Genomic DNA, 26,167 nt, shown 5'->3' with positions numbered 1-26,167 from the left:
ATCTCGTCTTATGGGGTGCCTTCCCAGTACTTCGCGTGCGGGGTCCCGGAGAATGTCTCCAGCATCATGCGGGAAAACTGCAGCATCGCGCGGCGCGGCCGGTGATTCACTACCACGCGCTGGGTCTGCCCGCCGGCGTTGAAGCTGACCAGCACGACAACGTAGGTAGGCATGCCACGAACCGAGCTGGAGTAGTCCTCGAGGAAACCGTTTTCGCCGCACGGGCCGGCATAATTGAATTCCTGGTGCTCATACTGTTCGCGGGCTTTCGCCAGGATGAGTCCGACGTCGTCAGCGCCGCAGGCAGTGCCGTCCATCGCCGCGGCCTCGAGGGTGACATCGTCGGCCAGGTTGTCCAACCACAACGGGTAGTAGGGATTTCCCATATACGTCATCCGGCACCTCCTCGCATTGCCATTTCGTCGACCTCGGCGACAACGCGCTGGTTCATAACCACCGCGTAGTCGTTCCCGGACCAGCATCCGAGAGACCTGGGTGACTCATCGACGAAGGGTGGTGTCGTCAGGAATGCGAATCGTGCGGGCCCTGAGGCAGGTTGGTCGATGGCCCGCCGGCATTGCGGACTTCGATGGCGTGGATGGTCTTGACGAGCTCTTTGTCCAGGACGCTTTTGCCGACGGTGCCTATCACCGCCCCGAGTACGTGTCCTGTGAAGTTCTTGCCGTCGCGGACCACGACGGCATCGACTTCGGTGGTCCCGTCGGGCAGCGGTGTGAGTGTGTAGGTGTGGCCGGATGCGCCGCCCCACATGTTGGAGTCGGTGGTCGTCATCACGATGTGGTGCGGGTCGGTCCAGTCGTAGCGCAGGCGCTCCCAGATGCGGCCCGACCCTTCGGTGACATCGGCGTGCGTGGAGTCCCGCCCGTGTACGCGGAGGTACTCGTCGGTGCTGTTGCCGAACAACTGCGACCGACCCGGACCGAAGTCGGTGAGGGCGGCGAGGAACTGCTCCGGTGTCGAGGTGGTTGTGTGCGTGAGGTGGATGGTGGACATCGTGTACTCCCTGAGTCGAGTAATTGACGTGGAGATTGGCAAATCGAGAACCCGAGCCGCCGCCGGACCTGCCCGGGCTACGCGCGGCTCAGATGTGGAACAGCGGTCCGGTGAGGGTCAGCCCGAGGTCGGCACCGAGGTGCGAGAAGAACGCGAACAGCATCAGGGCAGCGGCCGCCAGCCCGATGTCCTTGTTGAAGTTGATCATCTCCTGCTGCTTGACCTGTGGATCGGATTCCTTCCAGAAGGCATGCATGAGCAGGGCGGCCGGGACGAGGAATACGATCAGCAGCAGCGAGCCCAGATCGGCCCACACACCCAACAGCACGCTCAGACCACCCGCGAGCAGGAGCACACCGGAGGCCAGAACCGACAACTCGGGAACAGGGACTCCCTTGTATCCGGCGTACTCGGCCATCTGCTTGCGCTGGGTGAAGTGCCCGAACGCGGAGCCGAGGAACAGTGCGGCGAACAGGATGCGTCCGATGAGTACCACGACGTTCATGATTGCGCTCCTTACTGTTTTATCCGACCGGTCATGATCGCCACGCCCGCGAACCTTCCACCCATGTCACCGAATGGGATCGTCTGCTCCAGTAGGCGCCGAGCCTCAGTCCCATGCGGAAGGCGCCGAAATTGCCGGTGTGCCAGTAGCGGGACATGAAATGCGCTGGGGCTCGGCAGTTCCTGAGACAGGCATTCTCGGTCGACCTCACCGGGCACAATCCGGGCTACACCCGCGCTATTCCGTGCCGGTGTGGTGGCGAGTGATCACGACCGGTTTGACCTCGTTCGGGATCTGGTCGAACGCCGATACCGGAACGCCGAACGATGCGGCGAGTACCGCCCGCGGCAGGCTGTTGAGTGTGCCCACGATCCCGATATCGTCCTCGGGTTCCCGGGTGCTGGTGTTGAATATCGCCAGGACATCCAGACCGTCTGTCTCACTGAGATTTTCAAAGTAGTGAAAGAATCCCTGCGGGGCGAACACCAGGTCGTGTTCGCCGACCTCGAACAGGTCGTTGTGGTAGCTGCCGTCCGGGTGCGGACCGAGCATGGTCCATCGGGCCTGTCCGGAGATGACGAAGTTCAGCTCCCACGCCGAGGGATGCCAGTGCGGTTCGCGGATCCCGCCGGGCTCGAGGTGGACCAGATAGACCGATCCCTTCTGATTTCGCAGGACCGGAAAGTTCTGCTCGTGTACGCCCCGCACTTCGCCGCCGTCGAATCTGTTCGGCTCGGACTCGGAGAAATGGAAAACATACGGGTGATCGGCCGTCATACCCCGCTCCCTGAATGTCGATACCGCATGCGGAATTCTCGATCGGTCACAGTGCGGCCTTCTCCGGTTGGGTGGTCACCACGATGACGGTGGTGGCGCCGGATTCCAGCGCGAGCCGGAACTCCTTCTCGAGGTCTCCGGCGGAGGTGACGTCGACGGCGTGGCAGCCCAATCCTCGTGCCATCGAAGCGATATCGAGGCCGGGCAGGTCCAGCCCGGGTACGCCCGGCGTCTGTTCCAGATCGGCGAAGGATTTGAGGATGGAGTACTCGTGATTGCGCATCACGACGTACACAATCGGCACATCGTGTTGTACCGCTGTCCACAGCGACTGGACCGAGTACTGGAACGAGCCGTCCCCGATCAGGCCGATCACCGGACGCGAGACACCACGGTCACGGTCGCCCAGCGCGACCCCGACCGCCGCCGGAGCGGCCCAGCCGATACCGCCGCTGGCAGTGGCGAACATCGAATCCGGCTCCACGGTGGGCAGCCACTCGGCGTGCTGGGTCATGGTCGAGGTGGACTCGTTCACGAACACAGCATGTTCGGGACGCACCTCACTCAGCGCCGCGTACACCTCGCCAGGAGTCAGCGTCCCGTTCGACGTCTGCGGCAGACTCCGGCGGCGCGACATCGGCTTGGGCATCTCACGGCCTCCCCCGTCGCCGACCAGTCCGGTGAGAAGCTCGATCGACAGCCGCGCATCACCGAGGAGGCTGTCACCGACGCGGGCGGCCGCGGCAACGGTCGGGTCGTCAGTGATCTGCAGCAATTCGGTTCCGGCAGAAAGGATCTCGCCGGGTACGTACGGATAGTAGCGGAAGACCTCGGCCCCGATCACCACGACGAGATCGTGTCCGGCCAGTCGCTCGCCGATGGCCTTGACCGACATGCCGACCGAGCCCTGGAACAACGGGTGGTCCTCGGGGAAGGCGGCACGATCCGGCAGCGGAGGTGCGTACACCGCGGCCCGCATTTTCTCCGCCAGCGCGACCCCGGCGCCCCACCCGCGGGCACGGTCCACATCCGGCCCGAGAATCAGCGCCGGCCGCCGGCTCGCGGTGATGCGCTCGGCGAAGATCCGTAGCCGCTCCAGGTCGGGCGCATACCTCGTACTGACATCCCGCACCACCGCAGGGCCTTCCAACGGCTGATCCCAGTCATCGAGCGGAACGGACAGGAACACCGGCCCGGCCGGAGGCTGCACGGCCATCGCATAGGCACGCATGAACGCCTCGGGCACGGCCTCGGCACGCGCGGGCTCGTAGGACCACTTCACCCACGGCCGCGGCATCGCCACCGCATCGCGGTTACTCAGATACGGGTCACCGATCAACAGTTCGCGATGCTGCTGACCAGCCATGACGATCAACGGCGTATGCCCGTGATAGGCGGCGACCAGATTGCCGATGCTGTTGCCCAGCCCCGCCGAGGAGTGCAGGTTCACCAGCGCCGGACGCCGCGTGGTCTGGGCGAAGGCGTCCGCCATGGCGATGACGGATGCCTCCTGCAGCCCCAGAACGTACGTGAAGTCATCCGGGAAGTTCTTGAGAAACGTCTCTTCGGTCGACCCCGGATTACCGAAGATCGTGGTCATGCGTAACGACCTCAGCAAATCGTAAGTGACGCTCTGCACGGACGATTTCACGGTCATGATGATCAGTCAACTCCTTCGCCAGTTGGCGCCGGCGATCGAGCCAGAAGTGTCCGTGTGCGCACGGGAATGATGCCAACGACCTTGTCGGCCAGGAATGCCACACAATCCACTACAGACTGCCGACTGCGGGGTGTAGCGCTATGACGAAGATCGATAGTACCCACTCGGCGCACAATTCTGAACAGCATCAGCCACCTACAGCAACCATTCAGCGACTGTTCCGCGCACCTCGCGGCGCAACAGCTACCATCGGCGAGGACGCGCTGCGCAATCCCATGGCGACGGTCTGGCAACGGCTCGAGACGTGATTCGATGCGGACAGAGGAGTCGGTTTCCATGCTCGATAACACCATCGGCATTCTCGGGGCGGGAAATATCGGTCAGGCGGTCGCGGACAAGGCGGTCCGTCGTGGCCATGAGGTACTCATCGGCAACAGCCGGGGCCCGCAGACGCTCCGGGCCGTGGTGCGGCAGTTGGGGCCGAAGGCTCACGCGGTCACAGCTCAGGAGGCGGCGCAGCCGGATCTTGTATTCCTCGCGGTACCGTTCTTCGCCGTGCCGGATCTGGCCGGCCTGACCGATTGGTCCGGGAAGATCGTCGTCGACACGACAAATCAGTTCGCCACGGCTAATCCCTGGCAGGGCCGCTACGACGTGGGCGACCGCACGGGCAGCGAGTGGGTCGCCGAGCACCTTGCCGGAGCGCGGATCGTGAAGGCGTTCAACACGTTGTTCGCCGCGTTCATCGCCGCGGACCCCCGACATGCCGAGGGGCGGCAGGTGGTCTTCTACGCGGGCGACAATGCCGACGCGAAAGCCGAAGTGGCCGCGCTGCTGGGCGAATTCGGGTTCGCCGCGCTGGATCTCGGTGGTCTGCGGGCAGGCGGACAGCTGATGCAGTTGGACGGTCCGCTCAACGCGAAGCACTTCCTGCTGCAGGATGTCGGTTGACGCCCCTGATCCTCCCGGTCGACTCGGCCGGTCGTGACGTGCCTGCCCCCGCCCGAAACCGCGATCTGTTCGCGTAATTCCGGCGGAATCGGCCCGATCAGCCGATCTCGCTGCGCGGGTTGGGTTCTCGGCCGGATGGCATCCGGGGCGGCAGGGCTACTCCGGGCGCGCTTGCCGAGACCGACCGTGTGCCGTTGAAGGCGGAGCGCTGAATTCCCCTGCAGGTGCGCAGCACCTCCACGACCGGAAGCCGGGCCCTCTCACCGTCCCGCCGCAGGCGCCTGAACACCTCGGCATCGTCCAGCCACAGCCGGATCGCGGTGCCGATCGCCACCGGAACGATGCTGAGCAGGAACGGGATTCGCCACCCGTAACTCAGGAAGCCGCTGCCCGTGACGACACGGGCCAGCGCAAAGATCCCCGTTGCCAGCAACATTCCGACCGGCGATCCGAGCTGGGTGAAACTACCGAACAGACCGCGACGATTCGCGGGCGCGTGCTCCACCGAAAGCAGTGCCGCACCACCCCATTCCGCGCCCACCGCAAGCCCCTGCACCACCCGCAGCGTCGCCAGCAGACCGGGCGCCAGCACCCCGGCCTACGCGTAGGTGGGCAGCAGGCCGATCGCGCGACCTCGACCGAGCTGATCAGACCACCAGCGGACCTCAGCGGCGATCACACCAACATTCAGAACGTGCATGCGGCTAGCAAGCCCGCCACCGTAGCCGCTACGACGAAACGCGGCTCAACGCTGGCACCCAGGGCCTCAACGGCAGTGCAGTACCACTTCGATCGAGCAGAGCGGACCTCCAGGGCCCTCGATGGCAGAGGCTCAGCCCACCAACGCTCAGAACGTGCGCGCGGCGATCAGACCCGCAACCATCGCGGCGACGGCGAAGCGCGGCTTGACGTTGGTGTCCAGGGCCTCGCGGCAGTGCAGGACGGCCTCGATCGAGCGGAGCAGGCCCTCGGGGCGGACCTCGCTGGCGAGGGTGCGGATTTCCTTGCGCTGGTCGGGGTGGGTCAAGGTGACCGAGTCGGCGGGCGTGCCGAGGCCGACGGCCAGGGCGTCGCGGTAGAAGCCGGCGACGTCGATCAGGGCGCGGTCGAGCGCGTCGCGGCTGGTGCGGGTAGCGCGGGACTTCTGGCGGCGCTCGAGATCCTTGAGCACGCCCGCGGAGCCGCGGGTGGCCGAGGCGGTGCCTTTGCCGGTTCCACCGGCACCGAGGGCCGTGGCAAGCTCCTCGCGCTCACGCTCGTCGCGGGTCGCGCTGAGCTGCTTGGCCTCCTCCTCCGCGGACTTCACCAGTTCGTCCGCCGCGGCGTAGGCCACGGCCGGGCGCGCGGTGGCCGAGACCAGCGCCAGGGCCCGGGTGCGCCTGGTCCGTGCCTCCGCGTCGGTGGCCAGCCGGCGCGCGCGGCCGACGTGACCACCGCTCACCGAGGCGGCCCAGGAGGCGGTCTCGGCATCGAGCCCGTCGCGCTCGCGCAGCACCTGGGCGATGGCCTCGACGGACGGGGTGACCAGGTGCATGTGCCGGCACCGGGACCGCAGGGTCACCGAGATGTCCTCCGGGTCGACCGACGGCGCACACAGCAGGAATACCGTCCGCTCGGGCGGCTCCTCCACCACCTTGAGCAGCACATTGCCCGCCGCCTCGGTCAACCGGTCGGCGTCCTCGATCAACACCACTTGCCAGCGGCCGGTGCTGGGCCGACGGGCGGCGACCTGCACGATCTCGCGCATCTCCTTGGTGCCGATGCTCAGGCCCTCCGGGATCACCCGCCGGACATCGCCGTGCGTACCCGCCATCGTGGTGGTGCAGGCGTGGCATCGACCGCAGCCGGGCATGCCCGGATCGGTGCACTGCAGCGCGGCCGCAAAGCACAGTGCCGCAATGGATCTGCCGGAGCCCGGCGGCCCGGTGAACAGCCACGAGTGCGTCATCGCCGACGAGGAGACCCCGCTGCGCGCGGCGACCGCGGCAGCGGTCAGTTCGGACTCGACCGCATTCTGGCCGACCAGCCGATCGAAGACACCCGCCACGACACACACCCTAGCCGCCGCCACCGACAGAGCCGGAGGAGCTCCGGTCGGGGAGCCGTCACGCCGAGAGGACAGCGCCACGGCTCGGCTACGACTTGGTCGTGGTCGCCTTCTTCGCCGGGGCCTTCTTCGCCACCGTCTTCTTGGCGACCGTCTTCTTGGCCACCGTCTTCTTGGCCACGGTCTTCTTTGCGGTCGCCTTGGCCGCGGTCTTGGTGGCGGTTGTCTTGGCCGCGGTGGTCTTCTTCGCCGCGGCCTTCTTCGCGGTCTTCTTGGCCGCCTTCTTCACCGGCGCCTTGGCGCGACGATCGGCCAGCAGCTCCGAGGCCCGCTCGTCGGTGATCGACTCGACCTCATCGCCCTTGCGCAGGCTGGCGTTGGTCTCGCCGTCGGTGACGTAGGGCCCGAACCGGCCGTCTTTGATCACCATCGGCTTACCCGTGGCCGAGTCGTTGCCGAGTTCCCGCAGTGGCGCCGCACTCGCGGCCTGACGGCCCCGGCGCTTGGGCTCGGCGTACAGCTTCAGCGCCTCGTCCAGGGTCACCGTGAACAACTGATCCTCGGTCGCCAGCGACCGGGAATCGTTGCCCTTCTTCAGATATGGGCCGTACCGGCCGTTCTGCGCGGTGATCTCCTCGCCGGATTCGGGATCGTTGCCGACCACGCGCGGCAGCGACAACAGCTGCAGCGCCTCCTCGAGGGAGACCGTGGCCAGATCCATGGACTTGAACAGCGATCCGGTGCGTGCCTTCGGCGCTTCGGCCTTCTTCGCGCCCTTCTTGGGCTCGTCGTCGTCCGGGGATTTCGGCAGCACCTCGGTGACGTAGGGCCCGAATCGGCCCTCCCTCGCCACGATTCGGTGCCCGGTCTCGGGATCGACACCGAGCGTCCGGCCCTCCTGCGGTGTGGCGAACTGCTTTTCAACCACCTCGACGGTCAGTTCGTCCGGAGCCAGATCGTCCGGCAGGTTGGCCCGCTGCGAAATCAGCTCGCCATCGGGATCGTCCGGATTGATCACCATCCGTTCCAGGTACGGCCCGAACTTCCCGACCCGCACCACGACGTCGCGGCCCTCGTCGTCGGCGAACAGCCTGATCGAGTTCACCGACCGGGCATCGATGTCGTCCATCTGGCCGTCGACCATCTTCTTCAGGCCGCCGCTGCGCGCAACCGACTCCTCGGCGCCGTGATCGCCGCCGAAATAGAAGCTGGACAACCAGTTTCCGCGCTGCTCACGCCCGCCGGCGATGGCATCGAGATCGTCCTCCATGGCCGCGGTGAAGTCGAGATCGACCAGCCGGCCGAAGTACGCCTCCAGCAGGCCGATCACCGCGAAGGACACCCAGTCCGGCACCAGCGCGCTGCCGCGCTTGTACACATAGCCGCGTTCTCGTTCTCGTCCGCGTTCCTTGGTGATCGTGTTGATGATCGAGGCGTAGGTGGACGGGCGCCCGATGCCCAGCTCTTCCATGGCCTTGACGAGCGAGGCTTCGGTGTATCGCGCCGGCGGATTGGTGGAGTGTCCGTCGGGCGTCAGCTCGGTCGCGGCAACGCCCTGGCCCTCGGTGAGCGTGGGCAGCCGCGACTCGGCGTCATCGGACTGGCCGCCGGATTCCTCGTCGACGCTCTCCACATATGCCTTGAGGAAGCCCGGGAAGGTGATGGTGCGGCCGGAGGTGGAGAAGACACACTGCTCACCGGTGCCGGCGCGGCCGGTGATCCGCACAGTCATCGTGGTGCCGCGCGCGTCGGCCATCTGCGAGGCGACGGTGCGCTGCCAGATCAGCTCGTAGAGCCGGAACTCGTCCTGCTCGAGCCGGGCATGCAGCTGGCCGGGGGTGGCGAAGGTGTCACCCGCGGGACGGATCGCCTCGTGCGCCTCCTGCGCGTTCTTGACCTTGCGGTTGTATTGGCGCGGCGTGGGCGAGACGTACTCGGCGCCGTAGAGCTGGGTGGCCTGTGCGCGGGCTGCCGCGATCGCCGACTCCGACAGCGTGGTCGAGTCGGTTCGCATGTAGGTGATGTAGCCGTTCTCGTACAGCCGCTGCGCCACACTCATGGTGCGCTCGGAGGTGAACCGCAGCTTTCGCGCCGCCTCCTGCTGCAGCGTCGAGGTCATGAACGGCGCGTAGGGCTTGCGCGTGTAAGGCTTGGACTCGACGGAGCTGACCTGGAAGTCCGCCCCCTCCAGCGCCCCGGCCAGACGGCGGGCGTGGCCCTCGTCCAGCACCACCACACCGTTCGCCGTCTTGAGCTGTCCATCGGAGCCGAAGTCGCGTCCACTCGCCACCCGGGCACCGTCGAGGTTGACCAGGCGGGCACCGAAGGTGCGCGGGTTGGCCGCGTCGGCACCTGCTGCGGCGCCGGTTTCCGCGTCGAACTTGGCCGCGATGTCCCAGTACTCGGCGGAGCGGAACGCCATACGCTCCCGCTCCCGCTGGACGATCATGCGGACGGCCACGGACTGCACCCGGCCCGCCGAAAGGTTCCGCATGACCTTTTTCCACAGCACCGGGCTGACCTCGTAGCCCACGAGCCGGTCCAGAATGCGCCTGGTCTCCTGGGCGTCGACCAGGTCGTTATCCAGCTCGCGGGTGTCCGCGGCGGCCGCCCGGATGGCCGATTCGGTGATCTCGTGGAAGACCATGCGCCGGACCGGCACCTTGGGCTTGAGCGTCTCGAGCAGATGCCAGGCGATGGCCTCGCCCTCGCGGTCGGGGTCGGTGGCCAGGTAGAGCTCGTCGGCATCCTTCAGCAGACTCTTGAGCTCGGACACCTTGGTCCGCTTGTCCGGGTTGACGATGTAGATGGGCTTGAAGTCGTGGTCGACGTCGACACCGAGGCGCCGGGCAGCACCGGTGTACTCGGCGGGCACCTCGGCCGCCTTGGCGGGAAGGTCGCGGATATGGCCCACCGATGCCTCGACCACATACCCGTGACCCAGGTATGGGGCGATCTTGCGGGCCTTGGTCGGTGACTCGACGATCACGAGACGACGCAACGGGCGGCCCGTATCGGCCCCCGCCTCGCTCTTCGGCGTTGCACCGCGGTCTCGTGTTGCCACCGGCGAACACACCTTTCCTGTCGACCCGCACGACTCAGCTCGGCTGAGCCCCCTGCCAGAAACGTTTATACCCTGGGTAGGGCTCACCCCCACGCGTGCGGCGAGCGCCTACCGGCGTTTCGATGGCCCCATATCGTGGTCGAGTGTACTTGCCAGGAGAAACAGCTCGTCCCTCACCGCGTGGGCGGTGAGGGACGAGCTATCGGTTTTGGCTGGGGGTTGCGTGCTCAGCTGAGCGCGCGAACACCGGTGGCCTGGGGGCCTTTGGTGCCCTGACCAACCTCGAATTCGACCTTCTGGTTCTCCTCGAGGGTGCGGAAGCCCGAACCCTGGATCTCGGAGTAGTGGACGAAGACGTCAGCGGAGCCGTCCTCGGGCGCGATGAAGCCGAACCCCTTCTCCGCGTTGAACCACTTCACAGTTCCCTGTGCCATTCTGTTCCTTCTCTTTCCATACCGGAACGGCGGACAAGGTAGGTTCGTCCACCGGGTCCGTTCCGACCGTTGTACTCTGTTCCCCCTGCAGGAAGCACCAAGCACACCGTTCGCAACATCGATCCTGCTGATGGTTTGGACCTTTGATCCGTTCCCTCGAACACAGAAGCTTGCGACCAGGAACCAGTGAACCATGTCTTCGAGCAATTCAACAGTCGGGTTACCGACAATTTGCAAAAAAGATGATCTTGCGAATGTGCAGGTACGGGGCACAATGGCCAAATCCGTACTCGAGGTAGGTTTGCCGCTCGATAACCGAGCGGATGTCCGGCAAACGGGCTGTGACGCAGATCGCCACTCGGTAGTGAAATGGCAGGTCGGCCCCGTGCAACACACACCTTTCACACTTCTGCCGCGTGTCGCGGTCTCGACGCGATGAATCCGGCGGACCTTACGGCCCCCGGATCGCCCGGCGCCGAAACGAGCTACGGTCGATCGTTGCTGAATCGTGTCCAAATCGGGCTTCCCGATAGTTCGGCTCGTTTATCGCACGTCACCGAGCTGCCCGCGCGGGCGGCCCAGGTCACGACCTGGCCATCCTGGACATCGCCGGAATTGATCGCCGCGTTTCGCTCGCAGGGAATCGAGGCGCCCTGGGTGCATCAGACCCGGACCGCCGAACTCGCCGCAGCGGGCAAACACGTCGTGGTGTGCACCGGAACGGCCTCCGGTAAATCGCTCGGCTATCAACTACCCGTGCTGACCGCGCTGCAACAGGATCCGCGCGCGACCGCCCTCTATATATCCCCCACCAAGGCCCTGGGTGCGGATCAGCTGCGGGCGACCGGCGCGCTCACCCACGAGGGACCGCTGGGCGGTATCCATCCCGCGGCCTACGACGGCGATACCCCCGCCGAGATCCGCCAGTGGGTGCGGGCCAATGGACGGTGGGTCTTTACCAATCCCGACATGCTGCACGTGGGCATCCTGCGCTCGCACCGACGGTGGGCCCGGCTGTTGCGGCGGCTGCGCTATGTCGTCGTCGACGAATGCCACGCCTACCGCGGGATATTCGGCTCGCACGTGGCGCTGGTGCTGCGGCGGTTGCGCCGGCTGGCCGCGCAGTACGGCGCCGATCCGGTGTTCATCCTGTGCTCGGCCACCACCGCCGACCCGGCCGTCGCGGCGTCGCGGCTGATCGGCGCGCCCTGCGAGGCGATCACCGAGGACGGGTCGCCGCACGGCGCGCGGACCGTGGCGCTGTGGGAGCCGGCGCTGCTGACCGCCGTCACCGGCGAGAACGGCGCACCGGTGCGGCGCGCCGCCACCGCCGAGGCGGCCCGGATCATGACGGACCTGGTGGTCGAGGGCGCCCGGACGCTCACCTTCGTCAGGTCCCGGCGTGCGGCCGAGGTCGTCGCGATGGAGACCCGCCGGATGCTCGCGGAGGTGGACCCCGGGCTCGGCGCCCGGGTGGCCGCCTACCGGGCCGGATACCTCGCAGAGGACCGGCGCGAGCTGGAATCGGCGCTGTCCGACGGCTCGCTACTCGGCGCCGCGACCACCAACGCACTCGAGCTCGGCGTCGATATCGCCGGGCTCGACGCCGTCGTCATCGCGGGGTTTCCCGGGACGGTCGCCTCCTTCTGGCAGCAGGCGGGCCGGGCCGGGCGCCGCACACAGGGGTCCCTGGTGATGCTGGTGGCGCGGGACGATCCGCTGGATACCTATCTGGTGCATCACCCCCGGGCACTGCTGGGCCGCCCGGTGGAGGCGACAATCACCGACCCGGGCAATCCCTATGTCCTGGGACCGCACCTGTTGTGCGCGGCCACGGAAAGTCCGCTGACCGATGCCGAGGTGCACGAGTTCGGGGCCGCCGAAGTGCTCGCCGAACTCGCCGACCAGGGCCTGATCCGGCGGCGGGTGCCCGCGAAGGGTCCCGCGCGCTGGCATGTGACGGCCGCGGCCCAGCCGCACGACGCGGTCGACGTACGGGGCGGGATCGGCACGACGATCGCCATCGTCGACGAGGAGACGGGCCGGCTGCTCGGCACCACCGACGCGGGCCGTGCCCCTGCGACCCTGCATCCGGGCGCGGTGCATCTGCACCAGGGCGAGACCTACGTGGTCGACGAGCTGGACCTCGAGGGCGGCGTTGCCTTCGTGCACGCCGATCAGCCGGGCTGGACCACCAGCGCGCGGGCGCTCACCTCGATCTCGATCGACGAGATGAGCACCGAGCGACCGCACGGCGCGGTGACCGTCGCCCTCGCCCGCGTACGGGTGACCCGCCAGGTCGTGGGCTATCTGCGGACCCTCCCCACCGGCGAGGTCTTGGACATGGTCGACCTCGAGCTGCCCGAGCAGACGCTTCCCACCCGTGCGGTGCTCTATACGGTGACACCCGCGCTGCTGGCCAGCGCCGGTATCGACGCCCGGCGCGCGCCGGGTGCCCTGCATGCCGCCGAGCATGCCGCGATCGGGATGCTGCCGCTGGTCGCGAGCTGCGATCGCTGGGACATCGGCGGCGTGTCCACGGCCGACCATCCCGATACCGGGCTGCCCACGGTCTTCGTCTACGACGGCCATGCCGGGGGCGCCGGCTTCGCCGAACGCGGGTTCGCGCGGCTGCGCACCTGGTTGACAGCCACCCGGACAGTCATCGAATCGTGTGGGTGCCCGGGCGGGTGCCCGTCGTGTGTGCAGTCACCCAAGTGCGGCAACGGCAACCATCCACTGGACAAGGCCGGCGCCGCGGCCCTGCTCGGGGCGGTGGTGGCCGAGCTGCCCGACGATGACGACGGCGAGTCCGGACCGTGACGCCGTAGTCATCGCGAGGAGATCGGGCCGCGACAGTGGCCCGGCAGCTCGGGTGTGGCGGGCCGTGCGATGGGCATCACGTTCTGCGCACCCGCTGCATTAATAAAGCGGAAAGCGCTCTTGTTAACTGTCACGTTGCCCCTTAGCTCTTAGCTGCCGCTCAGGAATCACGTCAATGACACTTCAACAATCAATTGGAATTTGACTGATCGGAATATTCCGTATCGCATTTGGCGAATCTCCCATCCGTGGCGGGATGCGCCGTGTCTACCGTCACGCATTCTTTCAATACCAACCGATCAGTCTTCAATCGTCCGTCCGGGTATCCCCGGGACCCGCTCGTGCGGTCGCGCCGACAGCCCGTCTACCGAACGGTCCGAACGACGCGGTGATCTCGGCAACCACCGTCACATCCCAGTCCGCGACCGTGCAGGCCGGCACCCGGGCACCCATCCGCCGTCCGATGTCCCGGGCCTGCGCGCAGGCGTCACCGGACCCGGTCGACAGGGCGCCCGCAGCCGCCAGCGCACCGAGATCCGCGGCCGCCTGCGCCCGGTGCCGCGCGACGATCACCGCGCCGACCTGGCCGATCAGCACCGTCACGGCGAGTAGCGCGGTCAGCGCCAGACACGCCGCCACGGTCGCCGCACCGCGCTCGTCTCGCCACCCCATCATTCGGACTCCCCGGGCTCCCGAGCCGCGACCGCCTCAGCATGCAATCGCAGCAACGGCAACAGTGGCACCCGCGCGGACACCACGGCGATCACACGGTCCCCGTCGGCGCGAATCGAGACGGTCGCGCCGGGCGGGGCGACCCGCAGCGCCGCGGGCTGCGCATCGCCGTTCGCGCCGCGGGCGGCGAGCCGGGCCGCCTCGCGGGCGGCGTCGACACACCGCACCTGCGCCACCGCCGCCAGCAGCGCACCCAGACACAGCACCACCACCACGATCAGGGCCGCCAGCGCAATCGCCGCCTCCACGGTCACCGCGCCCCGCTCGCCGGAGCCACGCCGCGGAGCGTAAACCCGTGTGGCGGCGCGCATCCGGCGACCGGCGCGCTGGCGACTCATACCGAGGTCTTCAGCGCCTTGTCGATGATCCTGGTCAACGCATTCACAACCGAGTCGCCTGTCACTACCGTGTACAAAACCGCCCCGAACGCCGCCGCCGCGATCGTGCCGATCGCGTACTCCGCGGTGCTCATCCCGTCGTCGGCGAGCATCGCCCCCAGCAGGCGGGCCCGTACTTCCAGCACCGCCGATCGAACTGCCAACCGCACAGTTCTCCCCTTCCTCTCGCCCCGGCGCGGCCGATCCGCACCGGACATCTCTCACAACCCACCGCCCAGCACCCGCGTGGCCAGACCGATGACGACGGGCACGATTCCCAGGCACACGAAGGCGGGCAGAAAGCACAGCCCGAGCGGCCCACCGATCAACACCGCGGCCCGCTCCGCCCGAGCCGCGGCGGCATCGGCCGCGCCATCGCGGCATTGCCCCGCAAGCTCCGCCACCGCCCCGGCCAGCGCGGCCCCCGAACGCGCCGACCGTCCCGCCAGCCGGGCCAGCGCCTCCACATCGGCGGATCCGGACGCCCGGGCAGCCCGCCGCCACGCAACCGGTGGATCGGCGCCCAGCGCCAGCAGATCCGCGGCCCGGCACAGCGCCGCACCGAGCGCCGCCGGAGCCACTGGCGCCGCCGCACGCGCGGCCCCAGCAACCGGCAGCCCCGCCCGCAAGCACGCGGCCAGCAGATCCAGCGCGGACGCAATCGCATACGGATCAGCCCCCACCGCCCGCACCCGCTCCCTCGAAACCCGCTGCCGCCCACCGAATACCGCCATCCGCCGCGCCCTCGCGGAGATATCGCCCGGCACGAGCAACAGCGCAATCGCCAGCAGTACCAACGCACCCTCGCTCACCGGATCCCTCCAGCCCACCCGAGTAGACGTGACGACACGACCACACCTACCTCGCCGACCACCCTCGGCACCGACTTGCGGAGTGCGATCCCACGCCCGCTGGACGACACAGCCACACCCACCTCTCCAATCACTACTGGGGTGAGTGCACACAGCTCGGCACAACATCCCGGGAACACGACAAGATCGAGATCCGACTGCTGACCTGGCTGTCCGGCCACACAAACCTCACCGACCGCGCGCAACGTCGGCCCGCAAGGCTCTGCACTTCTCCCCCAGGACGCAATGAGCCCGGTGCTCCACGAATCCTGCGGCGGCACAGCCACACCCACCTTGCCGAACGCTCCCGAGGTAGGCGGGCGAAGTTCCGCCCGACGCCTGGAGAACGCGTCCTCGCCGGGATCTCGTGATGACCCGTTCATGACGACTCCGGTGCCGTGATCCCATCCGTCCACAGCAGGCCGAGGGGATCAGGGTTTGTGCCCGCGGGGAGCACGAGCATGCCCACGCGACGCTGTGTCCAACGAGTGGAGGACACACCGCAGCCAGTGGCGGCCCGTGGCAGCCCTCTCATGACGACACCGGTGCGGTGATCGCATCTGTCCACAGCAAGCCGAGGGAGATCAGGGCCGTGCCTACCGGGAGCAGCACTGTACCCGCGCCGCGGCTCAGTAGGACGTGTAGCGGGGCCGCACCCATCAGCTGGCCGAGGGCGAGTCCGAGCAGCGGCAGGGTCGAGAGCACCACGGCGCTGGCGCGGGCGCCGGCGAGTGCCGCGGCGGTGCGCTCACGAAAACGTATGCGGCCGAGTAGATCCGCACGGGCTGCGGTAAGCAATTCGGCGAGAGCTAGCCCGTGCCGGTCCGCCACCTGCCAGGCGTCGGCGATCCGGGACAGTTCGGCGGAGATGATCGTCCCGGGGGCGCGCAGTCCGGCTGCGGCGGAGCCACCGAGCCTGCTGCGAGCGGAACTCATCGCAAATGCGCGCGCCGCGATGCCCTCGATCTCCTCGGAGGCCACCGCCGCGGCCGCGCTCGGATGCGCACCAACCCGCAGCTCCCCGATCACCGTCTCCAGCCCCTCGAGCAGCGCACCGCATTCGACTGCGCGGAGCCGAACCGCACGCGCACGCCGCACGCGCACCCCGACCGTCACCACCATGAGCAAGACCGCGACCAGCACCCCCGGCCCCAGCACGGCCGATCCGGCGACACCGATCCCGAGGCCAACCCGAAATATGGAACGCCACAGTATTTTTCGCGGCCGATCCAGGTCGCCGAGCACCGCAAGACAACGCCGCCGGACTCCAGCCTGCGGCCAGGCCAACAACGCGGCCGCCAAACACCCCACGACCACACTCATATCCACACTTCTCATACCGAGCTCCCGAACACCGCCCGGGAGCGAACGACCCGGCGGCGGTCGACCCGCGCGCCCACACCGGACTCATTCCACGATTTCGGTTGTTCCATCGGCTGTTTCATCGAATATTCCGATCGCCGAACAGTCGGCGCAGCACCTCGGCAGCCGGACAGGCCGCGGTGTCAACACGAGACTCATTCCACGATTTCGGTTGTTCCATCGACTGTTTCATCGAATATTCCGTTCCTCGAGCAGTCGATGCAGTGCCCCGGCGGTCCGGCAGGCTGCAGCGTCGGCACGAGACTCATGCCGCGGTTTCAGTTGCGCCATCCGCTGCTTCATCGGACATTCCGCTCCACGAGCAGTCGATGCAGCGTCCCGGCAGCGGCCACTTCCCGGCAATGTCCGCCACTCCCCTGCGCGTCGACCCGCTCCCGAATCCACAACTCTCGAGCTGCGGCTCACCTGCGCATCGCGCCACGGAGCGTCGATACCCCCGCAGGGCGTATCGGCCTGTGACTCATGCCGCGACTTCAGCTGTGCCATCGGCTGTTTCATCGGACGTTCCGTTCTTCGAACAGCCGATGCAGTGCCCCGGCAGCCAGACAGTGGGCGGTATCGGCCCCGGACTCGTGCCGCGATTTCGGTTGTTCCATGAGCTGTTTCATCGGACGTTCCGTTCTTCGAGCAGCCGATGCAGCGCCCCGGCGGCCGGGCAGGGTGCGGTATCGGCGCGCCAGGCGGCCTCGATGTGGACCTGGCCGTCTCGGTCGCGGACCACCAGGCCGATCTCGGAAAGAGCACGGGCGCCGTCGGGGCGACGGTGGACGTGCACGATCACCTGTATGGCCGCAGCGAGTTGGCTGTGCAGGGCGGCGCGGTTGAGGCCGCCCAGTGCGGCGAGAGCCTCCAGCCGGGCCGGGACCTCGCGCGGGGAGTTCGCGTGCACGGTTCCGGCACCGCCCTCGTGGCCGGTGTTGAGTGCGGTGAGCAGGTCCACCACCTCGGCGCCGCGTACCTCGCCGATGACGATGCGGTCGGGGCGCATTCGCAGCGCCTGGCGGACGAGGTCGCGGACCGTCACCTCCCCCGCGCCCTCGACGTTCGGCGGACGGGCCACCAGGCGCACGACATGTGGGTGCGGCGGGGCGAGTTCGGCCGCGTCCTCGACACAAACGATGCGCTCGCTCGCATCGACCGTGGCGAGCAGACCCGACAGAAGCGTGGTCTTCCCCGCACCCGTGCCGCCCACCACCAGAAAGGCCAGGTGTGCGCGAATGATGGCTTCCAGCAGCGTCTTTGCTTCGGCAGGGACCGAGCCGGAGGCGGCCAGCGCGTCCAGGCCCTGACTTGCGGGGCGCAGCACGCGCAGGGCCAGGCAGGTACCGGCGGGGGCGATGGGCGCCAGTACGGCATGCAACCGCACGCCGAACGAATCCCCCAGTACCCCGGTACTTTCCGGCAGCCGGCCGTCCACCCAGGGCTGTGCGTCGTCGAGCCGGCGGCCCGCGGCCAGCGCCAGTCGCTGGGCCAGCCGGCGGACCGCGGCCTCATCGTGGAAGACCACCGACGTGCGCCGCAGTCCGTGGCCTCGGTCGACCCAGACCGAATCCGGCGCTGTCACAAGCACATCGGATACCTGCGGGTCGTGCAGCAACGGCTCCAGCACACCGGCACCGGTCAACTCGGTCTGCAGTTGCCGCAGCACCCGCAGCAGGTCGGTGTCGCCGAGCACCCCGCCCGCCTCGGCCCGAATAGCGGCCGCCACCCGCGCCGGATCCGGATCCCCGGACTCCGCCGCCAGCCGCTCCCGCACCCGATCCAGCAGCTCACCCGTCACCACCGCGCTCATTGCCAGCACCTCTCGCTCATCGCCCGTCCTCCGCGCTCATCGCCCGTCCTCCGCGCTCATCGCCCTACCCTCGCGCTCATCGCCGACCGTCCGCCCGCACCACTCGCCCCCGCGCACACCGCCGACCCTCCGTACGCACCGCTTGGCCTCCGACGCACCGCCCGCCCTTCGCACCTCGCCCGTCCTTCGAGCTCACCGCCGGCCCGCCGCACGCACCGCTTGGCCCGCGCACACGCCCACCCTCCATACGCATCGCCGACCCAGCGCCATCGACTTCCCCTGAATTCATCGCCGTCCCCTCGCACATGGCCTACCGCCGCATTCATCGCCGACCCCACGCTCACGCCCTGCCACCGGGCAGAACGGCGAGCACGGCCTCGGCGGCCGTGCGCAACGGACCGCGCGCGACCGCTAGGCCGGTGCGCTCGAGTTGCCCGGCGAGCCCGGGCTGGGCTCGCACCGCGGCCAGCAGCGGCAGGCCCAGCGCCTCGGCGACCTCCGCGCCACGCACGCCGCCGGGCGCCGGACCGCGAACGATCAAGCCCTGGTTCGGGTTTCGGCTGCGGATTCGAGCCGCGGCCGCGCGGGCCGCGGCGATCGAATGCAACCGCGCCGAGGCGACGAGCACGACGAGATCGGCATCATCGAGCATCTGATCCGCATGCGGCCCGCGCTCGCGCGAGACATCGCAGACCACCAGGTTGGCACCGGCCCGCCCGGCCTCGAGCACCGCTCGCACCGCGCCCGGGCCGATCTCCTCGGGCGCCGCGTCGGCGGTGGGCCGTCCGGAGGCCAGTACGCACAGGCCCGGCGCCGCGGACGGTAGCGCGTCGCGCAGGGTGGACGCGCTCACCCGACCGTCCTCGATGACCAGATCCGGCCAGCGCAGCCCCGCCACGGACTCGACCCCGAGCAACAGGTCCAGGCCACCGCCGAGTGGATCGCCGTCGACGAGGAGTGTGCCGGAACGGAATCGGGCCGCGGCGGCGGTCAGCGCGACGGCACAGGCGAGGATCGACGCCCCGGCGCCGCCGCCCGCCCCGACGACCGCGACAACGGTTCCGCCGCCCGCGGCGTGCCGGACCGGCTCGGCGAATGCCTCGATCAGCCGATCGGCAGCGGCCGGCAAACCGAGCACCGATTCGGCGCCGCCGGCGACGGCCGCCTCCCACTGCTCCACCCCGGGCTCGCCCTCGCTGACCAGGATCGTGCCGGGCCGGCGCGGGTACCCCGCGACCACGCACTCGCGAGCGGAGACGGTGTCGAGAATCACCAGGGCGGCGTCGGACCACGCGTATCGGCCGACGGGCATCGAGTGCTCGGCGAGACGACAGTCGGCCGCAGCGGCGATACGGCGAACCTCCTCACGCAACCGGGGATCGGTGACGAGCACCAGTACCGGAGGCGGGCCCATCGGATCTGAGTTCATGCAGGTCAGCGTGGCCCGTGCACCGGGACGACACCAGCGGTTACCGCCGGGTTGTGGATAACTCCGGGGGTGTGGACAACATCAGAACTGCGAGTTACGCCCAACGGACACAAGGGAGTCCGACAGGAACGCGCAGTGGCATCGGGACGAAGTGTCCGGAAATAGAGGACGGCCCCAGCCGGGGGGGGAGGAGGCTGGGGCCGTCGGGGTTCAGCCCCGGGGGGTCGGGCTGAACACGCCTGGACTATGTCCAGGTGCCAGCAATACTACACCCAGGCCCGGGCGGAAACGCAAGTCCACCGGCCGGGGAAGTTTTTTCCGGCCACCCCGGCGGCAGGGCAGCAAACCCGCCGCACCCGACCATCCGACGCGGCGGATTTTTCCCTATCCTGGACCGCGTGACGGTGGAGGGCGACCAGACGGCTGCGGAAAACTCGGCGACTGCGACGAATACCGGCGGACGGCGAGCGGGCGCACGACCCGCACGGGTGGCCGCTTTCTTCGATCTGGACAAGACGGTGATCGCCAAGTCCAGCGCCTTCGTGTTCAGCAAGCCGTTCTTCGATCAGGGCCTGATCGATCGCCGGACGGTGCTGGAGAGCAGCTACGCCCACTTCTTGTTCCTGCTTTCGGGCGCCGATCACGACCAGATGGAGCGGATGCGCGAGCATCTGACGAAGATGTGCGCGGGCTGGGACGTCGCGCAGGTCCAGGCCGTGGTGGCCGAGACCCTGCATGAGCTGGTGGATCCGCTGATCTACGCCGAGGCGGCCGACCTGATCGCCGACCACAAGATCCGCGGCCACGACGTGGTCATCGTGTCGGCCTCCGGCGAGGAGATCGTCGCACCCATCGCGGCAGCACTCGGCGCCACTCACACCGCGGCCACCCGGATGGTCGTCGAAAACGGCAAGTACACAGGCGAAGTCGAGTTCTACTGCTACGGCAAGGGCAAGGTCGAGGCCATCCAACGACTCAGTGCCGCAGAGGGTTACGATCTGTCGCGCTGTTACGCGTACTCCGATTCGATCACCGATCTGCCGATGCTGTCCGCGGTCGGTCACCCGACGGCGGTCAATCCGGACCGAAATCTGCGGCGGGAGGTCACAACTCGCGGCTGGCCGATTCTGACCTTCTCGAACCCGGTATCCCTCTGGGCGCGCATTCCGGCCCCCTCGTCGACGACCGTCGCCGCGACGGTGCTGGTCGGTTTGAGTGCCGTGGTCGCCGGTGCGATCAGCTACCGTCTGCTGCGCCGACGACCCTGAGCGGCGGAGCGGGCGCGAGTGCCGCGGTGAGACGCGGACAGGGTGTGAAACCTATCAATGCAACCATGAAACGCCGGGCGACACGCCGGTTACGAGAAAGTTTCCGCAGGTCTTGCTGTGAGGCCACTCACAGGCAACAATGGATTCACGGAAGGACGGAAGGCCTAGATCGAAGCGAAGAGAAGCTCCGGCTCTCCCATCCCACCCTTCCCAGCACGGGCACCAGGCACCCACGCGGAGCGCGCCGCGACAAGGGCAAGAGCGTTGTGGGCCTGCGAGATTCGGGCATCCGTCGGCGAGACTTCGCACAGGTTGCGGGGATGAACCGCCGGAGCGCGAAGGATCGCCGAGGCCGCAGAACACAACCGATAAAGCACGCCTGGTAACCCGGTAGTCCGTGCTAGCGGGCGGTGAGGTCGTTCAACGACAACGCCGCCCGCTTTGATGTGTACACCCCTAGGCGGCATCCGCGATCGAGCGCGCCTCGCGGGCCCCGTCCTCGAACGCCCCGCAGCAGAACAGCACCCACCCGCCGACGCCCTCGGCCGTGCCGGCCCCGAAGGCCGCCGCCGCGTCCAGGTAGGCCTGACGGCGGCGCAACCAGAACACCTCCGGCACCCCCAGACTGTGCGGGTCCAGCCCACTCGACACCGCTACCAGCCTTGACGCCCCGCGCGCGACGACGCCGTCACCGGCACCGAAGGGCCGCAGCGCCAGCAGCTCGCCGTGCACCACCGCGGCGATGACCGGGGCGGGCGCGTTCGAGGTCAGCACGGTCTGCGCGAGCAGGTCCAGCCGCGCGGCGACGTCGTCCCCGGCACGCGGGCGGCCCAGCTGCTCGGAATCGGCGACCAGATCGGCGGCGGCCAGCAGGTGCAGGCGGGCCAGCGCCTGCAGCGGCGCCCGCTGCCAGACGCCGACCAGGTTCTGCAATGCCTCGCCGTCGAGGGCCTGGCCGACGCGCAGCGCGCCGGTCAGGATCGGATCGCCGACGGTGCCCGGCTCGGGCAGCTCCGTGCGACCCCCGTCGATCGCCGCGGACGACCGCGCCGCACGCACCGCGGCCTCCGCCGCCGTGGTCGGCCACCCCCGCCGGTTCGCCTTGTGCCGGTGCACCTCGGCGAGCGCGTCGCGGGCCCGATCGGCCGCGTCGCGCACACCGGGCAGGTCGACCAGGGGCTGCAGGACATCGTTCACAGGCGTCCACGGTACTCGAGCGGCACAGCACGCCTCGCACGCCGGACCCCGAGGTCGTGCGCGGCCCAGTTCCTCACCGGCCGGCCCCGACCCGAACCACAGGCCCGACACCGACCAGCGCAACCCACCCGCCAGCCGACCCCGACCCGAACCAGATGCGGACAACGACCAGCGCACGCAACCGGCCGACACCGACCGAATCGCACCTTCCAACCGACGAGAGCGCCGCACCGCGGGCGTCGGTCACACGCGGTGCGGCGCCCGGTCCTACGCCGTATCGAGCAGGTCCCGGCCCGGAATCGCCTCGAGCAGCTTGCGGGTGTACTCCTGCCGCGGATTGTCGAAGACCTCGGTGGCGGTGGCGGCCTCCACGATCCTGCCCTGCTCCATCACCACGACGTCGTCGGCGATCTGCCGCACCACCGCCAGGTCGTGGGTGATGAACAGGTACGACAACCCGAGTTCGGCCTGCAGATCGTTCAGCAGTTTGAGGATCTGCGCCTGCACCAGCACGTCCAGGGCCGAGACGGCCTCGTCGCAGACGACGACCTCGGGCGAGAGCGCCAGCGCCCGAGCAATGGCGACGCGCTGACGCTGGCCGCCGGAGAGCTCGTTCGGGTAACGCCGCGTGACCGATGTGGGCAGCGCGACCTTGTCCAGCAGGTCCCGGACGGTCGCCTCGCGCTGGCGCGAGTCGCCGATGCGGTGGGTACGCAGCGGCTCCTCGATCGTGCGGAAGATCGTGTACATCGGATCCAGCGAACCGTACGGGTTCTGGAAGATCGGCTGTACCCGGCGGCGAAAGGCGAACGTGCCCTTGCTGTCCAGCTTCGCGACCTCGCGGCCGTCGAACGTCACCGCGCCCGAGGTGGGCTCGAGCAGCCCCAGCACCATCTTCGCGACGGTGGACTTGCCGGACCCGGACTCGCCGACGATGGCCGTGGTCGTGCCGCGCCGCAGCTTGAACGAAACATCGTCCACCGCAAGGAATTCCGACGACTTCCACGGCGAGGAACCACGCACCTTGTACATCTTGGTGAGATGGTCGGCGATCACCACGTCGTCACCGGCCTCCGCGAGTTCGGAATCCGATGCGAGCGCCCGCTCGGCGATCTGCACGGCTTGCTCGCGCACCTCCGCGCGCAAGTTCACCGCCGCGAGCCGCTGCGAGGCCAGCGAGGGCGCGGAGTTCACCAGGCGTTTGGTGTACAAGTGCTGCGGATCGCGCAGAATCTGCAGTGCCGGACCGGATTCCACCACCCGGCCCCGGTACATCACGACCAGATGCTCGGCCCGCTCGGCGGCCAGCCCCAGATCGTGCGTGATCAGCAGCACGGCCGTGCCGAGCTCGGCGGTCAGCTCGCCGAGGTGATCCAGGATGCGGCGCTGCACCGTCACATCCAGCGCCGAGGTGGGCTCGTCGGCGATCAGCAGCTTGGGCTTGCACGCCAGCCCGATCGCGATGAGCGCACGCTGGCACATGCCGCCGGAGAACTCGTGCGGGTACTGGTTGACCCGCCGCGCGGCGTCCTTCATCCCGGCCTGTTCGAGCAGCGTGACCGCCTGCCGCTTCGCCTCCTGGCCGTGGGCGATTCCGTTGGCCTTCAAGGTTTCCCGGACCTGGAAGCCGACCTTCCACACGGGATTCAGGTTCGTCATCGGATCCTGTGGCACGAATCCGATGCCGTTACCACGAACGGCCAGAATCTCCTTGCGCGAGGCGGACGCGAGATCCTTTCCGTCGAACAGGATCTCACCACCGGTGACCTTGCCCGTACCGGGCAGCAGATCGACGATCGCATGTGCGGTAGTCGATTTGCCGGATCCCGATTCGCCGACGATGGCCACCGTCTGGCCCGGATAGACCGACAGATTGACGTCCCGGACGGCCGGGACCTGCTTGCCGTCGACGGTGAAACCGACGTTGAGGTCACGTATTTCGAGCAACGGCTCATCCACGAGCGCTCACCTCCGTGCCTTCGGGTCGAGGGCGTCGCGCACCGCGTCGCCGAGCAGAATGAAGCTAAGCACGGTCAGCGCCAGCGCCGTTGCCGGATAGAACAGGATTCCCGAGGTCCGGATCTGGTTCTGATCCGCCGCGATATCCGCGCCCCAGGACACGATCGTGTGCGGCAGCCCGACCCCGAGGTAGGACAGCGTCGCCTCGGTCACGATGAACACGCCCAGCCAGATCGTGGCGACCACGATCAGCGGACCGGCCGCGTTCGGCAGCACGTGCCGCACCAGGGTACGGGCCGGAGACACGCCCAATGCCTTTGCCGCTGTGACATATTCGCTGTTCTTGGCCTGAATCACCGCACTGCGTGCGATACGCGCGGCCTGCGGCCAGGTGAAGGTGACCAGGATCAGGATCACCGTCCAGATCGTGCGCGAATTGAGCAGCTGCATCAGCACGATTGCCGCCAGCACCAGCGGGAGCGCGTAGAAGATCTCGGCCACGCGCGAGATCACCGTGTCCAGCAGTCCGCCGTAGAAGCCCGCCAGCGCCCCGAGCACCCCGCCCACCAGCACGAACATCAATGCCGCCCCGACGCCGCAGGCCACCGAGGCCCGGGCGCCATAGAGGGTGCGGGTGTACACGTCGCAGCCCTGCTGATCGAATCCGAACGGATGACCCGCCTTGTGCGAGGCCATACTCAGCGCGGTATCGCAGTACCGCGGATCCTGACTGGTGAACAGCTGCGGCCACGCGACGACGATCAGCACCAGCACGATCATCAGCATTGCGATCAGGAAGATCGGGTTGCGCCGCAACCGCTTCCACGCGTCGCGCCAGATGCTGGTCGGCGTCTCCACGTCGGTCACCCGGTCGGTGGCCAGCACCTCCACCTCGTCCGGAGGCGCGACGAAATATTCCTGTGTGCGCCGAGCGGCGCCGAATTCCTGTTCAGGCATATCGGATCCGTGGGTCGAGGGCGGCATACAGCAGATCGACGACGAGATTGGAGATCAGGAAGACGACCACCAGTACCGTCACGAACGAGACGACAGTGGGCGATTCCCCGCGGACGACGGCCTGATAGAGCGTGCCGCCCACCCCGGGAATATTGAAGATGCCCTCGGTGACGACCGCACCGCCCATCAGCGCGCCGAGGTCGGTGCCCAGGAAGGTCACGACGGGGATCATCGAATTGCGCAGAATATGAACAACGACCACCCGGCGGCGACTGAGCCCCTTCGCGGTCGCGGTGCGCACGAAATCGGCGGTCATGTTCTCCGCCACCGAATTCCGGGTCAGCCGCAGCACATACGCGAACGACAGCAACCCGAGCACGAATCCCGGCACTATCAACTGCCCCCAGGGCGCCTTTCCGGTCACGGTGACCGGCGCGATGCCCCATTTCACGCCGAGCAGGAACTGCGCGACGAAGCCGACGACGAAGATCGGCACCGCGATGATGACCAGGCTCACCACCAGCAGCGTCGAATCGAACAACTTCCCCTTGCGCAACCCCGCGACGAGCCCGAAACTCACCCCGAACACGGCCTCGACCAGTATCGCAATGATGCTGAGCCGCAATGTGATCGGGAACGCACGGGCCAGCTCCTCACGCACCGGCCGTCCGGAGAACGACGTCCCGAAGTCGAGGGTGAAGATGCCCTTCAGATAGTCCAGATACTGAATGTAGAACGGTTGATCGAGGTGGTATCGGGCGCGCAGCGCCGCCTCCACCCCCGGGGTGAGCACCTTGTCCCCGGCCAGCGCCTTGATCGGATCGCCGGGAATAAGGAACACCATTGCATAGATGAGCAGCGTCGCACCCAGAAAGACCGGAATCATCTGGAGCACGCGCCGCAGGACGTACCAGGCCATATCGCCTCCGCGGTCGAATGCCGGGGCG

The 26,167-nt window shown here is 68.1% G+C and carries 24 protein-coding genes and 1 pseudogene; 4 read left to right on the top strand and 21 right to left on the bottom strand.

Annotated features, from left to right (window positions below; all coding sequences use genetic code 11):
* Positions 1–8: 8 nt before the first annotated feature.
* The 6 genes from KO481_RS03455 to mdlC form a co-directional block, all read right to left on the bottom strand.
* On the bottom strand, positions 9–395 hold the full coding sequence (locus KO481_RS03455) for a hypothetical protein (RefSeq protein WP_215915419.1): 387 nt from the start codon (positions 393–395) through the stop codon (positions 9–11).
* Positions 396–522: 127 nt separating this feature from the next.
* A complete protein-coding gene (locus KO481_RS03450) occupies positions 523–1,014 on the bottom strand; it encodes a hypothetical protein (protein ID WP_215915418.1) in 492 nt (163 codons plus the stop codon).
* 88 nt (positions 1,015–1,102) lie between these two features.
* Positions 1,103–1,519 carry a DoxX family protein gene (locus KO481_RS03445; RefSeq protein WP_215915417.1) on the bottom strand — a complete coding sequence of 139 codons (417 nt, stop codon included), beginning with the start codon at positions 1,517–1,519 and terminating at the stop codon, positions 1,103–1,105.
* Positions 1,520–1,550: 31 nt separating this feature from the next.
* A complete protein-coding gene (locus KO481_RS44655; RefSeq protein WP_215915416.1) occupies positions 1,551–1,730 on the bottom strand; it encodes a copper chaperone in 180 nt (59 codons plus the stop codon).
* A 26-nt stretch (positions 1,731–1,756) separates the two neighbouring features.
* Entirely contained in the window at positions 1,757–2,296 is a 540-nt protein-coding gene (locus KO481_RS03435; protein ID WP_215915415.1) for a cupin domain-containing protein, read from the bottom strand.
* A gap of 46 nt (positions 2,297–2,342) precedes the next feature.
* Positions 2,343–3,953, bottom strand: a complete 1,611-nt coding sequence (mdlC, locus tag KO481_RS03430) for a benzoylformate decarboxylase (protein ID WP_215915414.1) — start codon at positions 3,951–3,953, stop codon at positions 2,343–2,345.
* Between the two features lie 143 nt (positions 3,954–4,096).
* Here mdlC and KO481_RS03425 point away from each other — a divergent pair, with 143 nt between their 5' ends.
* Both KO481_RS03425 and KO481_RS03420 read left to right on the top strand, forming a co-directional pair.
* Positions 4,097–4,264 carry a hypothetical protein gene (locus KO481_RS03425; RefSeq protein ID WP_215915413.1) on the top strand — a complete coding sequence of 56 codons (168 nt, stop codon included), beginning with the start codon at positions 4,097–4,099 and terminating at the stop codon, positions 4,262–4,264.
* Positions 4,265–4,292: 28 nt separating this feature from the next.
* Positions 4,293–4,907 carry an NADPH-dependent F420 reductase gene (locus KO481_RS03420; protein WP_215915412.1) on the top strand — a complete coding sequence of 205 codons (615 nt, stop codon included), beginning with the start codon at positions 4,293–4,295 and terminating at the stop codon, positions 4,905–4,907.
* 223 nt (positions 4,908–5,130) lie between these two features.
* On the opposite strand, the pseudogene KO481_RS03415 reads toward KO481_RS03420, so the two are convergent.
* The 4 genes and pseudogenes from KO481_RS03415 to KO481_RS03400 all read right to left on the bottom strand — a co-directional run.
* Positions 5,131–5,532, bottom strand: a pseudogene (locus KO481_RS03415) (MFS transporter); the annotation flags it as partial.
* A gap of 222 nt (positions 5,533–5,754) precedes the next feature.
* Positions 5,755–6,954, bottom strand: coding sequence for a DNA polymerase III subunit delta' (locus KO481_RS03410; protein ID WP_215915411.1), 1,200 nt, complete (start codon positions 6,952–6,954; stop codon positions 5,755–5,757).
* A gap of 88 nt (positions 6,955–7,042) precedes the next feature.
* Positions 7,043–9,943 carry a type I DNA topoisomerase gene (gene topA, locus KO481_RS03405; protein ID WP_215915919.1) on the bottom strand — a complete coding sequence of 967 codons (2,901 nt, stop codon included), beginning with the start codon at positions 9,941–9,943 and terminating at the stop codon, positions 7,043–7,045.
* A gap of 302 nt (positions 9,944–10,245) precedes the next feature.
* Positions 10,246–10,452 carry a cold-shock protein gene (locus KO481_RS03400; RefSeq protein ID WP_011206895.1) on the bottom strand — a complete coding sequence of 69 codons (207 nt, stop codon included), beginning with the start codon at positions 10,450–10,452 and terminating at the stop codon, positions 10,246–10,248.
* Between the two features lie 435 nt (positions 10,453–10,887).
* Between KO481_RS03400 and sftH the strand changes: the two genes are divergently transcribed.
* On the top strand, positions 10,888–13,275 hold the full coding sequence (sftH, locus tag KO481_RS03395) for a DEAD/DEAH box helicase (RefSeq protein WP_215915410.1): 2,388 nt from the start codon (positions 10,888–10,890) through the stop codon (positions 13,273–13,275).
* A gap of 306 nt (positions 13,276–13,581) precedes the next feature.
* Here sftH and KO481_RS03390 read toward each other — a convergent pair whose 3' ends face one another.
* From KO481_RS03390 to ssd, 7 genes are all read right to left on the bottom strand, one after another.
* Positions 13,582–13,950, bottom strand: a complete 369-nt coding sequence (locus tag KO481_RS03390) for an Rv3654c family TadE-like protein (RefSeq protein ID WP_308166282.1) — start codon at positions 13,948–13,950, stop codon at positions 13,582–13,584.
* Positions 13,947–14,318 (bottom strand): TadE family type IV pilus minor pilin, encoded by a 372-nt coding sequence (locus KO481_RS03385; RefSeq protein WP_215915918.1) that lies wholly within the window; start codon positions 14,316–14,318, stop codon positions 13,947–13,949. Before KO481_RS03385 ends, KO481_RS03390 begins: the two co-directional genes overlap by 4 nt.
* Before the next feature lie 23 nt (positions 14,319–14,341).
* Positions 14,342–14,497 (bottom strand): DUF4244 domain-containing protein, encoded by a 156-nt coding sequence (locus KO481_RS03380; protein WP_215915916.1) that lies wholly within the window; start codon positions 14,495–14,497, stop codon positions 14,342–14,344.
* Between the two features lie 108 nt (positions 14,498–14,605).
* The gene (locus KO481_RS03375) at positions 14,606–15,196 is read right to left on the bottom strand and encodes a type II secretion system F family protein (RefSeq protein ID WP_308166281.1); all 591 of its coding nucleotides are present in this window, start codon (positions 15,194–15,196) and stop codon (positions 14,606–14,608) included.
* 570 nt (positions 15,197–15,766) lie between these two features.
* Positions 15,767–16,573: a type II secretion system F family protein gene (locus KO481_RS03370; protein WP_245400249.1), complete on the bottom strand. Its 807-nt coding sequence runs from the start codon at positions 16,571–16,573 to the stop codon at positions 15,767–15,769.
* A 649-nt stretch (positions 16,574–17,222) separates the two neighbouring features.
* Positions 17,223–18,410 carry a TadA family conjugal transfer-associated ATPase gene (locus KO481_RS03365; RefSeq protein ID WP_215915409.1) on the bottom strand — a complete coding sequence of 396 codons (1,188 nt, stop codon included), beginning with the start codon at positions 18,408–18,410 and terminating at the stop codon, positions 17,223–17,225.
* Positions 18,411–18,750: 340 nt separating this feature from the next.
* Positions 18,751–19,839: a septum site-determining protein Ssd gene (gene ssd / locus KO481_RS03360; protein WP_245400248.1), complete on the bottom strand. Its 1,089-nt coding sequence runs from the start codon at positions 19,837–19,839 to the stop codon at positions 18,751–18,753.
* 488 nt (positions 19,840–20,327) lie between these two features.
* Here ssd and KO481_RS03355 point away from each other — a divergent pair, with 488 nt between their 5' ends.
* Positions 20,328–21,107 carry an HAD family hydrolase gene (locus KO481_RS03355; protein WP_308166351.1) on the top strand — a complete coding sequence of 260 codons (780 nt, stop codon included), beginning with the start codon at positions 20,328–20,330 and terminating at the stop codon, positions 21,105–21,107.
* Positions 21,108–21,563: 456 nt separating this feature from the next.
* Here KO481_RS03355 and KO481_RS03350 read toward each other — a convergent pair whose 3' ends face one another.
* The 4 genes from KO481_RS03350 to KO481_RS03335 all read right to left on the bottom strand — a co-directional run bounded on the left by KO481_RS03350 (position 21,564) and on the right by KO481_RS03335 (position 26,139).
* Positions 21,564–22,304 (bottom strand): Fic family protein, encoded by a 741-nt coding sequence (locus KO481_RS03350; RefSeq protein ID WP_215915408.1) that lies wholly within the window; start codon positions 22,302–22,304, stop codon positions 21,564–21,566.
* Positions 22,305–22,571: 267 nt separating this feature from the next.
* Complete coding sequence (locus tag KO481_RS03345) at positions 22,572–24,263, bottom strand: dipeptide ABC transporter ATP-binding protein (RefSeq protein WP_215915407.1); 1,692 nt, start codon at positions 24,261–24,263, stop codon at positions 22,572–22,574.
* Between the two features lie 6 nt (positions 24,264–24,269).
* On the bottom strand, positions 24,270–25,220 hold the full coding sequence (locus KO481_RS03340; protein WP_215915406.1) for an ABC transporter permease: 951 nt from the start codon (positions 25,218–25,220) through the stop codon (positions 24,270–24,272).
* Entirely contained in the window at positions 25,213–26,139 is a 927-nt protein-coding gene (locus KO481_RS03335) for an ABC transporter permease (protein WP_215915405.1), read from the bottom strand. The genes KO481_RS03340 and KO481_RS03335 overlap by 8 nt, the downstream gene beginning before the upstream one ends.
* Positions 26,140–26,167 lie beyond the last annotated feature (28 nt).

The organism is Nocardia albiluteola (assembly GCF_018860155.1).
Taxonomy (GTDB): domain Bacteria; phylum Actinomycetota; class Actinomycetes; order Mycobacteriales; family Mycobacteriaceae; genus Nocardia; species Nocardia albiluteola.
Note: the sequence above shows the minus strand (reverse complement) of the source record. Positions and strands in the feature narration are given on the sequence as shown.

Excerpts from the sequence above, each read along its gene's own strand:
- KO481_RS03450 (WP_215915418.1), bottom strand. The coding sequence starts at position 1,014 with ATGTCCACCATCCACCTCACGCACACAACCACCTCGACACCGGAGCAG.
- KO481_RS03455 (WP_215915419.1), bottom strand. The coding sequence starts at position 395 with ATGACGTATATGGGAAATCCCTACTACCCGTTGTGGTTGGACAACCTG.
- KO481_RS03380 (WP_215915916.1), bottom strand. The coding sequence starts at position 14,497 with ATGCTCGCCGACGACGGGATGAGCACCGCGGAGTACGCGATCGGCACG.
- KO481_RS03425 (WP_215915413.1), top strand. The coding sequence starts at position 4,097 with ATGACGAAGATCGATAGTACCCACTCGGCGCACAATTCTGAACAGCAT.
- ssd (WP_245400248.1), bottom strand. The coding sequence starts at position 19,839 with ATGAACTCAGATCCGATGGGCCCGCCTCCGGTACTGGTGCTCGTCACC.
- mdlC (WP_215915414.1), bottom strand. The coding sequence starts at position 3,953 with ATGACCGTGAAATCGTCCGTGCAGAGCGTCACTTACGATTTGCTGAGG.
- KO481_RS03385 (WP_215915918.1), bottom strand. The coding sequence starts at position 14,318 with ATGCGCGCCGCCACACGGGTTTACGCTCCGCGGCGTGGCTCCGGCGAG.
- KO481_RS03445 (WP_215915417.1), bottom strand. The coding sequence starts at position 1,519 with ATGAACGTCGTGGTACTCATCGGACGCATCCTGTTCGCCGCACTGTTC.
- KO481_RS03365 (WP_215915409.1), bottom strand. The coding sequence starts at position 18,410 with ATGAGCGCGGTGGTGACGGGTGAGCTGCTGGATCGGGTGCGGGAGCGG.
- KO481_RS03420 (WP_215915412.1), top strand. The coding sequence starts at position 4,293 with ATGCTCGATAACACCATCGGCATTCTCGGGGCGGGAAATATCGGTCAG.
- KO481_RS03370 (WP_245400249.1), bottom strand. The coding sequence starts at position 16,573 with ATGAGAAGTGTGGATATGAGTGTGGTCGTGGGGTGTTTGGCGGCCGCG.
- KO481_RS03340 (WP_215915406.1), bottom strand. The coding sequence starts at position 25,220 with ATGCCTGAACAGGAATTCGGCGCCGCTCGGCGCACACAGGAATATTTC.
- KO481_RS03390 (WP_308166282.1), bottom strand. The coding sequence starts at position 13,950 with ATGATGGGGTGGCGAGACGAGCGCGGTGCGGCGACCGTGGCGGCGTGT.
- KO481_RS03400 (WP_011206895.1), bottom strand. The coding sequence starts at position 10,452 with ATGGCACAGGGAACTGTGAAGTGGTTCAACGCGGAGAAGGGGTTCGGC.
- KO481_RS03435 (WP_215915415.1), bottom strand. The coding sequence starts at position 2,296 with ATGACGGCCGATCACCCGTATGTTTTCCATTTCTCCGAGTCCGAGCCG.
- KO481_RS03335 (WP_215915405.1), bottom strand. The coding sequence starts at position 26,139 with ATGGCCTGGTACGTCCTGCGGCGCGTGCTCCAGATGATTCCGGTCTTT.
- sftH (WP_215915410.1), top strand. The coding sequence starts at position 10,888 with ATGAATCCGGCGGACCTTACGGCCCCCGGATCGCCCGGCGCCGAAACG.